Here is a 13974-nt window from a genome sequence, read left to right as displayed (position 1 = left end):
TGATGCCATCCGACCCGGACGTGGTGGCCCTTGGACAGACGATCTACGCCGAGAACTGCGCGTCTTGCCACGGTGCGAACCTCGAAGGTCAGCCGAACTGGCGGTCGCCCGGCCCGGATGGGCGGCTTCCCGCGCCGCCCCACGATGAGACCGGACATACGTGGCACCATAACGGCGACACGCTGTTCCGGCTGACCAAATACGGCACCGGCGCTCTGATCGGCGATCCCGACTACGAATCCAACATGCCCACTTATGAGGGCGTTCTGACGGACGACGAGATCATCGCCGTCCTCAGCTACATTAAATCGACATGGCCGCAGGCAATTCGCGAACGCCATGACGAAATGGAGAACAGACAATGAAGCAAATTATTCTGGCCCTTGCGGCCGCACTGGGGACCGCGACAGCCGCACTGGCCCATTCGAAAGCCGAAGACACGACCCCGGCGAACGGGGCAACCGTCGAAACGGTCGAGGCTATCGAACTGCGCTTCGATGATCCAATGCGTGTCACCGCCATTAGCCTAAGCGGTCCTGACGGAGAACTGGACGTCACCCGCGAAACCGGCCTCGATCCAGTGACGGAGTTTCGGGCCATGCCGCCCGAAGATGTGCCCGCCGGGGCCTACACCGTAGATTGGCGTGGGCTGTCTTCTGACGGCCATCCGATGCAGGGCAGCTTCGACTTCACAGTTGCGGACTGACCGTTGGACGGGCTGGCCCCTATAGACGGTTGGGCGCTTTTGGCAATCCTCGCGAAAGCTGCTGGATATGCAGCGGCGCTGGTTGCCATGGGCGGGCCGCTCTTCGTCGCGGTCTTTAGATTTGCGCCGGATGACGTGCTGCGCCTCGCGCGAAAGCTCGCTGTGATCGCGGCGCTGCTCGGTCTCGCCGTGCTGGCACTGCGCTTCGGTATCCGGTCTGCCCGCATTTCGGGCATGGGCTTTGAGGGCGCGGTCGATCCCATAATGCTCGGTCTCGTCTGGTACAGCCCGCTCGGCACGGCGGCGCTCTGGCGTGGGGCGGGTGAACTGCTGATCCTCGCTGTGCTGATCGAGGGGACCTTCGGCCTGACGGCAAGCCTTCTAGGCGCTTTGCTGGTGGCTGTATCCTACACGCTGGTGGGCCATTCGCTTGGTGATCCGCGCTGGCTTCTCGCGGCCCTCGTGGGTGTGCATCTGCTGGCTGCGGCCTTCTGGATCGGCGCTCTGGCACCTTTGCATCGCGCGGCGGGCCTGACCGGCTGTGCGGCCCTGCTGCACCGCTTCGGCACGATTGCCAGCGGGACAGTGGCGATCCTCGTCCTCGTTGGCCTGACCTTTGCCTGGCTCATGATCGGCTCGTTCGGCGGCTTGTTCGGGACCGCCTATGGCTGGACGCTGATTGCCAAGATCATCGTCGTCACCGGGCTTTTGGGGCTGGCCGCAAATAACAAGCTCCGGCTCGTGCCCGCTCTCGCCTCCGGCGATCCGACGGCTTCCACTAACCTGCGCCGCTCAATCCGCATGGAAATCATCGCAGTCGCCCTGATCCTGCTGGCGACAGCCACTCTGACCTCAATCACCACGCCCCCGGTGAACCTGTGACTGGAAAACCGAAGATGACAAATATCTCACGACGCACATTTCTGACTGGCGCTGCCGCACTTTGCGGGACGACATTTCTGCCTCGCTCGACATTGGCTGATACTGCTCTGCCGGTCCTGCGGGCCGCGCCCTCCACGGCACAGCTCGCCCCCGCCGGATACCCAGCCACGCCGGTCTGGGCCTACGCGACAGAGGGCGCGGGCGTGATCCCCGGCCCTGAAATCCGCGTCACAGCGGGCGAGCGTGTCCGGCACCGGCTGGTCAACGATCTGCCGCAACCGACCGCCGTTCACTGGCACGGCATCCGCATCTCAAACGCGATGGACGGAGCCGCGCCGTTGACGCAGGCCCCGGTGCCGCCGGGCGAGAGTTTCGACTATGACTTCGTGGCCCCCGATCCCGGCACTTACTGGTATCACTCCCACGACAGAGGTTTCGAACAAGTAGCAAGAGGGCTGGCAGGTCCCCTGATCGTGGAGGACAATGACCCGTGGCTCGGCGAGCCAAGTGCGGCGACCCGCGAATTGACGCTGGTTCTCGATGACTGGTTGCTCGACGCAGACGCAGCGATTGTCGAAGACCGCTGGGACGATCTTCATGCCGCTGCCCATGATGGAAGAATGGGCAACACGGTCACGGTCAACGGCAGGGCCTATCCCGATCTGGACATGCGACCGGGCGAGCGCGTGCGTCTGCGTCTTATAAACACCGCGACTGCACGGGTCATGCCCTTGGCCATGCCGGGTCTCTCGTCACGCCTCATTGCTCTGGACGGGCATCCGGTTCCGCCGCGCGACGTCGAAACGATCCTGCTAGGACCGGCGCAGCGGGCGGATGTGGTCATGGACATGCCGCTAGACCCTGAGACGGAAACGGCCCTGCTTCTCGATCCCGGCAACGGAGAATGGGTCGATGTCGCGGCCTTCGTTGCGACAGGTGAACCACTTGCACCTGTGGAGGGTGAAGTGCGGCCGCTCCCCGCATGGAGCACCCTTCCGGTCCCAGATTTATCCGATCCGCAGCGCGAGGTGCTGCTGATGGAAGGCGGGGCGATGCGCGGGATGCTCGAAACCCGATACCGGGGCGAGGTCATGGATTTTCGTAAGCTGGCCTCGAACGGCATGGTTTGGGCCTTCAACGGCGTGGCGCACGGGATGGACGCGCCGATGTTCCGCACTGCGTTGGGCCGGACGGTGCATTTGGAAATGACCAACCGCTCCGTGTTCCCGCACGCCATCCACCTGCACGGCCATCACTTCGAGGTTCTGACCCGCAGCGGTGCCCTGAACACGCCGGGCGACGTGCGCGATACCGTTCTGATCGGGGCGGACGAAACGCTGGAAATCGCGTTCGTCGCGGACAATCCGGGACAGTGGATGCTGCATTGTCATATGCTCTCGCATCAGGCGTCGGGCATGATGGGCTGGTTCGAGGTCGCGTGACGGTCTGGGGTCCCCTTCTGGCCGGGGTCGGTCTCGGCGGCGTCACGGTGGCGCTGATGGCAATCGGCGGTGTAATGAACCAGCGCGGAACCTGGGCCACCATCATGGTGGCCATCGCCTTCTACGTGGTTTTCGCGATCCAGACCAGGGATACTCTTGAAATCGTCGTCCATACCGGTCTCGCGGCGGGCTTCGTGGCTCTGGCGATCATCGGCGCGCGCACCTCGTCCTGGATACTCGCCGCAGCTCTGCTGGGGCACGGGATATTCGATGTGTTCGCCGGATCGGTCATCTCCAATCCCGCGCCGGGATGGTGGGGGCCGTTCTGCCTCGGGATAGACGTGGTGCTGGCATTGGCGCTCGCCGCGATGCTTTGGCGCGGGCAGGTGCTCGATTGAGAAAAGCTACCGCGACGCCTTCTGCAAGAGCCCGATCAGCTCGTCGAACTTGGCGCGCTGTTCCTCCGGGTCGCCGCTTTCAATCGCTGACTCGACGCAATGCTCGGCGTGGTTCTCCAGCACCAGCTTTTCGACACCCAGCACGGCCGACCGGATCGCGGCCGTCTGCGCCAGGATGTCCATACAGTAGCGGTCGCTCTCGACCATCTTGGCGACACCACGCACCTGTCCTTCAAGCCGCGACAGGCGGTCCAGCGTCTTTTCCTTGTTGGCCTTCATGCGGCGGCGCTCCCTTTCTTGGAACCATAGGGCTGACATTCCAGTTATATACCCCATATGGGTATATTGAAGAGACAGACAATGGCACATCAGGACAACACTACAATGGTTTCACACGACAAGCACCACGATAGCGAGACGGGCAAAGGCGGCGGCTATGGCCGTTTCTTCGCGATGATCGGCACCTCGACGGTGGTGATGTATGGCCTGATGTATCTCAACACCTACGCGCTCGATCACGTTTTCTTCTCGCAAACGCGGATGTGGATGGCGCTTTACATGGGTGGGATGATGGCAATCATCATGCTGGCTTTCATGCTCGGCATGTATTCCAACCGGAAAACCAACATCGCGATCTTCGCTGGCGCAGCCATCGCCTTTGCCGCCGGTGTCTATCTCGTCCGGTCGCAGGACACGGTGGGCGATGTCGCATGGATGAAGGCGATGATCCCGCACCATTCCATCGCGATCCTGACCAGCGAACGGGCGAACATTTCCGACCCGCGCGTCCGCGCGCTGGCCGATGCGATCATCGAGGCGCAGCGCAGCGAGATCGAGGAGATGAAACTCTACATCGCGGATATCGAGGCCAATGGGGACGCGGCTCCCGGCACGGATCGTGTCGAAGTCAGCCCTCAAAACTGAAGATAGATTTAAAAGAGCAATGACATGATGAACGAAGATCAAATGATGGACGGAAGCGGTTGGATGATGGGCGGTATGGGTTTGATTTCCCTGCTCGTGATCGTCTTTCTGATCGCCGGTATCGTCTATTTCATCCGCAACTCTCGCGGACGCTGAGCGCAAGGAGACTATGACATGCCGAAGGACACCCGCGACGTCGCAGACGTAACGACCGATCCCGGAACTGCCGCCACCGGAAAGACCGCCGTTCTCTACCGCATGGCCCTGCCGAACCATCTGTGTCCGGCGGGCCAAAAGGCGCGCTGGCTTCTGAAGTCCAAGGGTTATGATGTCGATGATCGCCTGTTCCGCGAACGCCCAGAGGTCGATGCCTTCAAGGAAGAATTCGACGTTCCCACGACACCGCAGGTGTGGATCGAGGGTGAGCGGGTCGGCGGCTATGACGCCCTGCGCCAGAAGCTGACCGGCCATGACCCGGATGCGACGACCTACAAACCGGTGATCTACCTCTTCGCGGTGGCCGCCGCGACAGCGCTTGCGCTGTCCATCGGCTTTCTCGGCACGATCTCGTGGCATACACTCGGATGGTTCATCTCCGTCTCGATGATCCTGCTGGGGATGCAGAAACTCCGCGATATAGAGAGTTTCACGACGATGTTCCTCAACTACGACCTGCTCGCGCGCAAGTGGGTGCCGTATGCCTATGTTTATCCATGGGTCGAGACGGGGGCGGGTATCCTGATGACGGGTATGCTGCTGACCTGGCTCGCCGCCCCTGCGGCGCTTTTTATCGCCACGGTGGGTGCTGCCAGCGTGTTCAAGGCCGTCTACATCGACAAGCGCGAACTGAAATGCGCCTGCGTGGGCGGAGGCGCGAACGTGCCGCTTGGGTTCGTAAGCCTTGCCGAAAACCTGATGATGATGGGAATGGCCATCGTCATGTTGGTCAGACTGATTGTTGGCTGATGGAAAGAAAAACCGATTGGAAGCGACGGGCACTGCTGGCTGGCGGTGCCCTCTCCATCTACGGATGGGTCAAGGGTGCGCCTTATCTGGCCTCGCTAAGTCGGCCGGACTTTGCATTCGAAGACATTCCCGACCTTCCGCCCTTCCGGCGTTTGCAGGGAGCCAGGGCATCCACGCCGGGCGCGGCGATCTTTGCGGGCCTCGATATGGGTGAGGCTGAAGCCGACGTTAACAACGAGCTTGAACAGTTTGTCAGGACAAATCCGTGCGCCGCTTTCTTCGGTGAAGGTGCGACCGATACTGTTCCCGTTGCTATGTTCTCGGACTTCGCCTGTCCTATCTGTCGCGTGATGGATGATCGTCTCACTGATCTCGAAGAGAGTGATCCCGCCACGTTCCACATTGTTCGACACCAGCTCCCGCTCCTCGGCGTCGCGTCGGCTACCGCCAGCCGCGCGGTTCTTGCTGCTGATCTGCAAGGCCGATACCGCGATATGCACGCGCGCCTGATCCGTAGCCCGGCCGTGACGGATGAAAGCTACATCGCTGCGATTGCGGAAAACCTCGACCTGGATGCCGACAGATTGCTTGAAGATATGCGGTCGGACGCTATCGAGCGCCGTTTGGGCCTGACGGCGGCAATCGCGGATGTCTTCGGCTTTATTGGTACACCTGCCTTCGCAGTCGGTCGCACCGTGTTCATGGGGTCGATTCCGACAGGAGCGCTCCGCAAGCTGATCGCGGAAGAGGTCAGGAATCCCTGCCTGATCGACTGATTTATTGCGTAAGGGGCTGTCAGATTCAAATTTCAGAAGGGGCGGACGTTCAAACGCTTGAGTTGGAGGTCCGCTCTGTCCGCTCAGCTGACCTTGGCATCGACAGCAGCGAACGACCGGTGATTGAGTAACTCCGAGTACTTGGGCCGACACGGATGAATGCCAACGCTGTCTTTGTCGGCGCTAGTAGTTCACCTGCTCAAAGCCGTAGTTCCCTTCATAGTCACGCCAGTCGACGAAGACAGAACGGTGATAGATGCTAGGGCAATTCTGGCCCCAGCGTTCGAGGCCGATATGGGCGGAGGGTAGGGCGGTGATGGAAGACCTACGCCAAGCGAAGTCGCCTTGGGTTCCGTATGTGCCGAGGACCACGGTGGTGCTACGGTTGCAGTCGCCGTCACGCCCGGATTCGTGCTGTCGCGCATACCGGACATCAAAGACTCGGATTGATCGTACGAAGTTGAACTCAGGTCCGCTGATATCGATGTCCGCGCGATCCTGAACGAACCGAAGGGCCCGGTCGGCGGGAACAAGGTGATCTGGAGCTTCTGGAGTGCGCCAAGCAACCTCAATCGGGTCAGCCGCATCGCGGGCTGGAAAATATTGTCGCGGTGCAGTGCTGTTGTTCTGGAAGAACGCTTCAAAGATGCGGTCTGCACTGTCTGCTGCTGGAGCGGTCTCAAGTGACGCGCCCATGGGACAGCGCCAGATTTGAAGCGGGGGTTCCACCGGCCAGGGCGTGATCCGCCTGATGAATTCGGCGCGAGCCCGGGCGCATGGCACTGAAGCCGGCCAGCCGCCAGACAGACACAAGAGGATCGCGCAATCGATCGGGTATGTCTGCGCGCGGACGGGTGCCGGCAGCGAAAGACCTGTCACGGCCAAAGCGACTGCGACCGAGGGGAGGAGCTTCTTGACTGAGTGGCGCATGCTGAGGAACCTCCGTGACAGGGGTTCAGCATACATACAATAATATACTATCGCAACACTAAGTATAACGTCGCATAATCAAGTTTATGTTAATTTACCCTCCAGATCCCTTCTTCCTGAGCCACTCGCGATTCAGAAAGAAGTTTCTGTAAATGAGCCACAACATTCCTTTCGGCGGCCATTGCAATATGCGGGTCAGATTTCTTGTAGACTGAAGCGGCGATATTCTGGACTGTATCGGAAGTATTTAGGAGATGCTTGAGGATCTGGGTCTCGCGGCGCATCCGGTTGGCAAGTAACCGTTCGATGTAAGGGCGCGGATCCTGGAGTACGGGCCCGTGACCCGGCAGGCAGATCCTATCGTCGCGATCAATAAGCCGTTGAAGCTGGTCGCAGTAATCACGCATGTTGCCGTCAGGGGGGCTGACGATCGAACTGTTCCAACTCATCACGTGGTCGCCCGTGAATAACACTCCATCCAGCCTCGCAAAGCAGAGGTGATCGCTCGCGTGACCGGGTGTGTGAAGGACAGTAAGACCGGCAATCCTTTGCCCGTCTTCCAAAAACCCGTCGGGTTGAAATGCATCGTCTGGAAAGGCACGCGAAACATAAACGGGCAGACCTGTCCGTTCGCGCAATCCCGGCACGGCACCGAAATGATCGGAATGGTGGTGTGACACTAGAATTCCGGCCGGGTTGCCTCCCAGATTCTCGACAATTGCTTCGAAATGTGCACTGTCTTCTGCTGGACCCGGATCGAGAATGAACCGACCGTCAGGTGTATCAATGATGTAGCTGTTCGTCCCGTGATAGGTCATCTTCCCGGGATTGCTCGCAACGATCCTCAGGATTCCCTCGGCCACCTGTTCTGCACGCGCGCGACACGGTTCCGGCTCTGTGTGAAACATGCTGCGTTTTGTCATTGAATACGACCACTTTCTGACAGTGAAAAGTCTGGGACTTGCAAAGCCGCCTTTTGCTTTGCATAGCTTTGGAAGCCTCGGGCTGGCGTCCAGCGCCGGTCAGAACCGGCGCTGGAACAAGGCAACAAAGCCCAGCAGTCAAGCGTGACCCCGATTATGGAAACCTGTATACAGCACTACAGCAATTGCTGCCTTCGTCAGGTCTCCAAGCAGGAACGGGTAAAGCCCGGCGTTCAGCAATTTTTCGCCATAGCCGACAAAGCCACCCAACCAGAATAGCCCTGCGCAATACATAAGTATCGAACCGGAGAGGACCGCTACAGATGCTCTGATTGAAGGCGGAAGCCCTGCCAGCTTTTGAACCATCCATCCTGCAGCCGCCGCCGCGAGCGCAAACCCAATCAAGAATCCGCCAGTGGGACCCGCAAAATAGGCCAGACCCGCCGGTGCGGGAGGCGTGCCAGCGAAAACCGGCAGGCCAAACAGACCTTCCAGAAGGTACGCAGCGACAACTAGACTACTGCGCACCGGCCCCAGGAAAAGGCCGAGACCCAAGACCACCAGGGTTTGTGTTGACATCGGTACCGGGTAGAACGGCACCGCGATTTTGGCGGATAGTGTCAGAAGTATTGTGCCGATGAGTATTATTGAGATCTCTCGGGTCAGTCTTGCGACCGGTTGGCGTTGAGTGGCTTCCAAATTCATCTGTTTCGTCCTTGTTTCTGTAGATCGTTGATTTGCTGGATAGGGAAGCTCACATGCGCTTGGCGACTTCTTCCAGCATGACCTCGCTCGCACCGCCGCCGATGGCCTGAACACGGGCGTCGCGCGACATGCGTTCAACCGGGGTTTCGCGCATATAGCCCATGCCGCCGTGAAACTGGACGCAGTCGTAGAGCACGCTGTTTACCAGTTCGCCGCAATAGGCCTTGACCATCGAGACCTCTTGCACGCAATCGTGGCCCGCCGCGTCCAGACCTGCGGCATGATAGACCAGCTGCCGTCCCGCCGCGATCCTCGTCTGGCAGTCTGCCAGCCGCTGGCGCACCACCTGCTTGTCCCATAGGACACCGCACGAGGCGCCCTGGGATCGTCGGACTCCCGGAGCTTCGCGACGATCCACTCCGGTTTTGTTTTTTCTGGGCCATTCCGCTATCCTCAAATTGGCTCGAAATCCTATTTTAGGGAGGATCGTTGTGTCAGGCGGTCGCCGCTAGGCCGTCCGACTGTGCGTCCCGTTTCGGTGGCCGTATCCGGAACAGAAGCGCATAGAGCACCGGAACCGCGACGAGCGTCAGGACCGAAGCAAAGGCGAGGCCGCCCATGATCGTCACCGCCATCGAGGCAAAAAACGCATCGGGCAGAAGCGGAATCATGCCAAAGATCGTCGTGCCGGCGGCGAGCACCACAGGGCGAAGACGGCTGACTGAGCCGTCGATCACCGCCTTGTAATCGGGCACACCCTGTGCACGTAGAAAGTCGATCTCTTCGATGAGAACGATTGCGTTCTTCATCAACATTCCCGAAAGCGACAGGAAGCCGAGCAGGGCCGTAAATGTGAAGGGCAGACCGGTGAACAGCAACCCCAGGACCATGCCCGTCACGGACATTGGCACCACGAGCCACAGGATCAGCGGTTGGCGGACTTTGTTGAACATCAAAATCGAAATCGTCAACATGACCAGGAAGCCCAGGGGAAGCTGCTTGCCAAGCGACTCCTGAGCCATCTGCGCACTTTCGAATTCGCCGCCCCATTCCATTGCATAACCGTCGGGAAGCGGGATGGATTCGATCTCGGTGCGGACGCTTCGGAATGCCTCATCCGCGGTGAGATCGCTGCGGGCACCGCCGAGGGCGGCGATTGTCCGCTCTCGGTCGCGCCTGTGAATGAGTGCCTCGACAAGACGGGGATCGAACCTTTCGACGAGGTTGGCCATGGGGACATAGGCCCCTGCCCCGTCGGACCATACCGACAGGTCACGAAGGCGGTCGACCCCGTCGCGTTCGTTCTCGGGAAGCCGGAGTTGGATCGGGATCAACACGTCGTCCTCGCGCAGGTCGCCAACGCGCAGTCCGGACGTTCCATAGCGGATGGTATCCGAAATCGCTCCGCGCGTCGCGCCGGCCAGCCGCATTCGTGCCTCGTCGACGACGGGTTCGACAAGGATTTCACGCTGCCGCCAATTGGTGCGCGGATTGGTGATGGTTCCTGCCTCCTCGTATATCCTGATCGCATCATCCGCGAGCTGGCGCAGGACGACCGGATCGGGGCCCGAGAAACGAACTGCAACATCGGCACCGGCCGGCGGTCCGAACACGATTTCTTCGACACGGATCAGAGCGTGGGGGAATTCGGCTGGCAAATCCCGGTTGAGCCTGCTCGCGATCGCCGGGATCGTTGCGGCGTCCGCAACCCGGACGATGAGCTGGCCATAGCTGGCATCCGCCTGTTCCGGATTGTATGTCAGCATGAAGCGGCTTGCCCCCCGCCCTACGAGGGCCGTTACCCCGGTCACAGCATCCTCATCCAGAAGTATCCGCTCAAGCCGCAGCATCTCTTCGTCGGTCGTGTTGATATCGGTTCCCTGCGGCATCTGGAACTCGACGTAGAAAATAGGCGTGTTCGAGGCGGGGAAGAAGGCCTGCTTGACCTGGGCGAAAGCCATGACCGACCAGACGGTGATCCCGATGATCGTCAGAACGACCGGGATGCGGGCGCGCAGCGCCGTCCACAGAACCCCGCGGTAAATCCCGTAGAACGGGCCCTTGTAGGGATCGTCCGAGGTGTTCTTGGGGGCCTTGAGCAGCAGCTTGCCAAGATACGGCGTGACCGTGACTGCCAGAACCCAGCTTGATAGCAGCGAAATGGCGATCACGGCGAAAAGCGAAAACAGGAACTCGCCCGTCGCATCGGGCGACAGCCCGATACCGGAAAACGCCATGATCCCGATAACGGTTGCCCCCAGCAAGGGAATGGACGTCGAGGATTCCGTCTCGGCCGCCGCGTCTTCCGCGCTTTTGCCACGCGCCATGCCGATCACCATGCCTTCGGTGATGACGATGGCGTTGTCGACCAGCATACCCATCGCGATGATCAGGGCGCCAAGGCTGATCCGTTCCATCTGTATCCCGAACACCGACATGAAGAACAGCGTGGAGAAAACGGTAAGTCCGAGGGTCGCGCCCACCACGAGGCCGGCGCGCCACCCCATGGTCAGCATCAGGGCACCGACCACGATCGCGACCGACTGTCCGAGACTGACGAGAAAGCTTGAAACGGCTTCGTCCACCACGACATGCTGCTCGTAGATCGGAATGATCTCGACACTTTCGGGAAGCTCCGACTTGAGCCGTTCCAGCCGCGCTGAAACCTCCTGGCCGACAGCGACCACGTTTCGGTCCGTCAACGCGGAAACGCCAAGGGTGAAGGCCGCCTTGCCGTTCTGCCGGATGATCTGGCTGGGCTGTTCGGCCGCCTCCCGTGTGACGGTGGCGATGTCGCTGACGGCGATCTGGCCGACATTTCCGGCCGTGCCCAGCCGCAACTCCTCTATGCCTTCGGGGCTGATATAGCCCGGCGGAACGGACAGGCCGATGCGGGCGGGGCCCTCGGTGATCTCGCCGTTGAAGAACACCTGGTTTTCGTCTGCGAGAATTCCCAGGATCTGGGTCGGCGGAAGGCCCAGTTTCTCGAGGCGTGCAGACGGGATCGAGAGGGTGATCACCTCTTCGGAGAGGCCTTGAACCTCGGCCTTGGCGACGCCATCGACAGTGACCAGCCCGAGCCGCAGCGTCGTGGCCAAGTCCCTTTGCTCCGATGGGCTCAGACCTTCGGTCGTCACCGCATAGAACATGCCATAGACGTCGCCGAAATCGTCATTGATGATGGGCGGTTGCGCCCCTGCCGGAAGATCCCCCTCGATATCACTGATGCGGCGGCGCATCTCGTCCCAAACCTGCGGGATCTCGTCCGGGCCATAGGTCATCTCGATCTCGACGGTGATCTGCGCCATGCCCGGCATCGATTTCGATTCCACCCGGTCGAGCTGCTTCATCTGCTGCAGCGCGTTTTCGACGACGTCTGCGACCTCCTCTTCAACCTCCATTGCCGTGGCGCCGGGATACGGCACGAAGATGAGTGCCGTCTTGAGGGTGAAGCTCGGGTCTTCAAGGCGGCCGACCGTATTCAGCCCCCAATAGCCGCCGAGAACGCAGAAGATGATGGTGAGCCAGACCGCCACAGGACGCTCGATGCTCGCTCGTGTGATGCTGAGTGCCATGTTTTTATTCTTGTCCTGCCGAAAACCGGGGTCAGAGCCCAGAAACTGTCACGGTCTGATTGTCCCTGAGCCGCCACCAGCCGCCGGAAACAACCAATTCATTGGCCTCCACGCCATCCTGAACGACGATCTCGTTGTCGATCGGAAGGCCCAGACGGACCGTCCGACGCTCGACCTGGCCGGACGTTTCTTCGTAGATCCAGATGGACGGTTCGGTTCGGCTGGTCGTGTCCACCGCCGAAACCGGAACGATCACGGAGCGCCGGCGATCTTCCTCAGCGGCGATGGAGATGCGCACATCCGCGGTCATTCCGGGCAAAAGACGCGGGTCGATATCACCCGTGATCGCAAATTCCACGTCGTAGGTCTGCGCCGTCCGGTCGGCATCGGTCGCAAACGAGCGAAGCACCAGAGGCGCGGTGTAACCCGGAACAGCCGGAAAAGTTGCAACGATCTCGAAGGCATCGGGTGCCGACCGCGCAATGGCCGCAAGTTCCTCTGGCAGGGAGATCACGAGCCGCATCTCGCTGACATCCTGTAGACGCGCGACAGGCGCGGTCGACGTGACGTTGACATATTCTTCAACGAAGGTGCGCGCCACAATCGCGTCGAATGGCGCGACGATTTTCGTTTGGGACAGGCGCCGCTCGGCCTCGCGGAGCGCGACTTCTGCCTGGAAGAACTGCGCGCGGGCCGTGTCGAGGCGCGCGTCGGACGCCACGCCACGATCGGCGAGGCCCGAGGCGCGCGCGAGTTCGGAATTCGCCAGGTCGTAGGACGCCTGAGCCCGGTCGACGGCGAGTTCGAAATCGATTTGGTCGAGCTCCGCGATCACCTCGCCCTCGCGAATCGTGTCGCCGGGCTCAACCTCAAGGCGAATGATCTGCCCGGGTATCTGAAACGCAAGGTCCACCGTTCGAGCAGGTTCAACGCGGCCTGCAACGGTGCGAGACTGACTTACGACGCGATTGAGCGCACGGGTCACTTCGACCGTGACTGGTCGCTCCACGTTCGCTGCAGGCCTTGTATCGACTTCTGCCTCCAGGGTGTCCGTCGCGGTCTGGGCCAGCACATCGGTCAGGAACGGCGAAACAAACGGGACGGCAACGGCCGACACGGCCGCTACCGCAATAACAAAAACGATCCGCTTCAAACTTCGTGTCTCTCTATTCGAGTTCATTAATCATGGCCCTCAATTGCTCGATGACGCGTCCCCTGAGATCCGCGCCACCGTCGGGAAGGCCCAGAAGTTTCTGGAACCGAAGTCCCTGGATCGCTAGGACGACAACCATAGCACCCGGAGTGTCTTGTGTGTCGGACAGGATACGCTCAAGGTCGCCGGTCAGTTCAGCCCGTAGCGGATCGAGCAGCCGCGGATCTGACGCGGCAGCCGCGAGAATCGCCATCGAGAGGTCGTCATCGACGGCTCTGGCTTGCACGATTGCTTCCAGGTGCCCACGCAGGGTGCGGGATCTGCGATCTTCCGGGACTGATGCCAGGCGTTCGTGATGTTCTGCGAGCATCTCATCAAGCAGCCCGGCAAGAAGCGCTCTCTTGGTCGGAAAATTGTATAAGACCCCGCCTTTACTGAGATCGGCCTCACGCGCGACGGCGTCGATCGTAATCTTTCCCGCGCCCTCTCTGTGCGCAATTGCCCGCGCAGCGCCGAGGATCCTTGGTGACGCATTCTTTGCCTGCATTTTGGATTGTATGGTCATTATTCACTGTCCATTCGGCAATTTTATTG

At 60.5% G+C, this 13974-nt stretch carries 16 protein-coding genes and 1 pseudogene; 9 read left to right on the top strand and 8 right to left on the bottom strand.

Annotation, left to right across the window (positions count from 1 at the left end; translation table 11 throughout):
* Positions 1-2: 2 nt before the first annotated feature.
* From QNI11_RS26580 to QNI11_RS26560, 5 genes are all read left to right on the top strand, one after another.
* Complete coding sequence (locus QNI11_RS26580) at positions 3-365, top strand: cytochrome c (RefSeq protein ID WP_306418242.1); 363 nt, start codon at positions 3-5, stop codon at positions 363-365.
* On the top strand, positions 362-706 hold the full coding sequence (locus tag QNI11_RS26575) for a copper resistance CopC family protein (protein WP_259994575.1): 345 nt from the start codon (positions 362-364) through the stop codon (positions 704-706). Before QNI11_RS26580 ends, QNI11_RS26575 begins: the two co-directional genes overlap by 4 nt.
* 3 nt (positions 707-709) lie before the next feature.
* Positions 710-1588: a copper resistance D family protein gene (locus QNI11_RS26570; RefSeq protein ID WP_283984068.1), complete on the top strand. Its 879-nt coding sequence runs from the start codon at positions 710-712 to the stop codon at positions 1586-1588.
* 203 nt (positions 1589-1791) lie between these two features.
* Positions 1792-3030, top strand: coding sequence for a multicopper oxidase family protein (locus QNI11_RS26565; RefSeq protein ID WP_283984067.1), 1239 nt, complete (start codon positions 1792-1794; stop codon positions 3028-3030).
* Positions 3027-3428 (top strand): hypothetical protein, encoded by a 402-nt coding sequence (locus tag QNI11_RS26560; RefSeq protein ID WP_283984066.1) that lies wholly within the window; start codon positions 3027-3029, stop codon positions 3426-3428. Before QNI11_RS26565 ends, QNI11_RS26560 begins: the two co-directional genes overlap by 4 nt.
* A gap of 6 nt (positions 3429-3434) precedes the next feature.
* On the opposite strand, the gene QNI11_RS26555 is transcribed toward QNI11_RS26560, so the two are convergent.
* Complete coding sequence (locus tag QNI11_RS26555; RefSeq protein WP_283984065.1) at positions 3435-3707, bottom strand: metal-sensitive transcriptional regulator; 273 nt, start codon at positions 3705-3707, stop codon at positions 3435-3437.
* A 105-nt stretch (positions 3708-3812) separates the two neighbouring features.
* On the opposite strand from QNI11_RS26555, the gene QNI11_RS26550 reads away from it, so the two are divergent.
* Genes QNI11_RS26550 through QNI11_RS26535 form a run of 4 tightly spaced genes read left to right on the top strand, consistent with a single transcriptional unit; the run spans position 3813 to position 6094 of the window.
* Entirely contained in the window at positions 3813-4352 is a 540-nt protein-coding gene (locus QNI11_RS26550; RefSeq protein ID WP_373418481.1) for a DUF305 domain-containing protein, read from the top strand.
* A 24-nt stretch (positions 4353-4376) separates the two neighbouring features.
* Positions 4377-4508 (top strand): hypothetical protein, encoded by a 132-nt coding sequence (locus QNI11_RS26545; RefSeq protein ID WP_268892434.1) that lies wholly within the window; start codon positions 4377-4379, stop codon positions 4506-4508.
* 18 nt (positions 4509-4526) lie between these two features.
* Positions 4527-5318, top strand: a complete 792-nt coding sequence (locus QNI11_RS26540; RefSeq protein WP_283984064.1) for a glutaredoxin — start codon at positions 4527-4529, stop codon at positions 5316-5318.
* A complete protein-coding gene (locus QNI11_RS26535) occupies positions 5318-6094 on the top strand; it encodes a DsbA family protein (RefSeq protein WP_283984063.1) in 777 nt (258 codons plus the stop codon). The genes QNI11_RS26540 and QNI11_RS26535 overlap by 1 nt, the downstream gene beginning before the upstream one ends.
* 183 nt (positions 6095-6277) lie before the next feature.
* Here the strand turns inward: QNI11_RS26535 and QNI11_RS26530 are convergent, their stop codons facing one another.
* The 7 genes and pseudogenes from QNI11_RS26530 to QNI11_RS26500 form a co-directional block, all read right to left on the bottom strand.
* Positions 6278-7024 (bottom strand): hypothetical protein, encoded by a 747-nt coding sequence (locus QNI11_RS26530; RefSeq protein ID WP_283984062.1) that lies wholly within the window; start codon positions 7022-7024, stop codon positions 6278-6280.
* An 89-nt stretch (positions 7025-7113) separates the two neighbouring features.
* Entirely contained in the window at positions 7114-7947 is an 834-nt protein-coding gene (locus QNI11_RS26525) for an MBL fold metallo-hydrolase (protein ID WP_240672155.1), read from the bottom strand.
* A 138-nt stretch (positions 7948-8085) separates the two neighbouring features.
* Complete coding sequence (locus QNI11_RS26520; RefSeq protein WP_074838768.1) at positions 8086-8652, bottom strand: biotin transporter BioY; 567 nt, start codon at positions 8650-8652, stop codon at positions 8086-8088.
* Positions 8653-8701: 49 nt separating this feature from the next.
* Positions 8702-9019, bottom strand: a pseudogene (locus QNI11_RS26515) (acyl-CoA dehydrogenase family protein); the annotation flags it as partial.
* A 127-nt stretch (positions 9020-9146) separates the two neighbouring features.
* Positions 9147-12227, bottom strand: coding sequence for an efflux RND transporter permease subunit (locus QNI11_RS26510; protein ID WP_283984061.1), 3081 nt, complete (start codon positions 12225-12227; stop codon positions 9147-9149).
* Positions 12228-12258: 31 nt separating this feature from the next.
* The gene (locus QNI11_RS26505; protein WP_276154497.1) at positions 12259-13380 is read right to left on the bottom strand and encodes an efflux RND transporter periplasmic adaptor subunit; all 1122 of its coding nucleotides are present in this window, start codon (positions 13378-13380) and stop codon (positions 12259-12261) included.
* A gap of 13 nt (positions 13381-13393) precedes the next feature.
* Positions 13394-13945, bottom strand: coding sequence for a TetR/AcrR family transcriptional regulator (locus QNI11_RS26500; RefSeq protein WP_224769550.1), 552 nt, complete (start codon positions 13943-13945; stop codon positions 13394-13396).
* Positions 13946-13974 lie beyond the last annotated feature (29 nt).

Origin of the sequence: Sagittula sp. MA-2 (genome assembly GCF_030126985.1) — a bacterium.
Taxonomy (GTDB): Bacteria; Pseudomonadota; Alphaproteobacteria; order Rhodobacterales; family Rhodobacteraceae; genus Sagittula.
The sequence above is the reverse complement of the archived record's forward strand: the minus strand, read 5'-3'. Positions and strand labels throughout refer to the sequence as shown.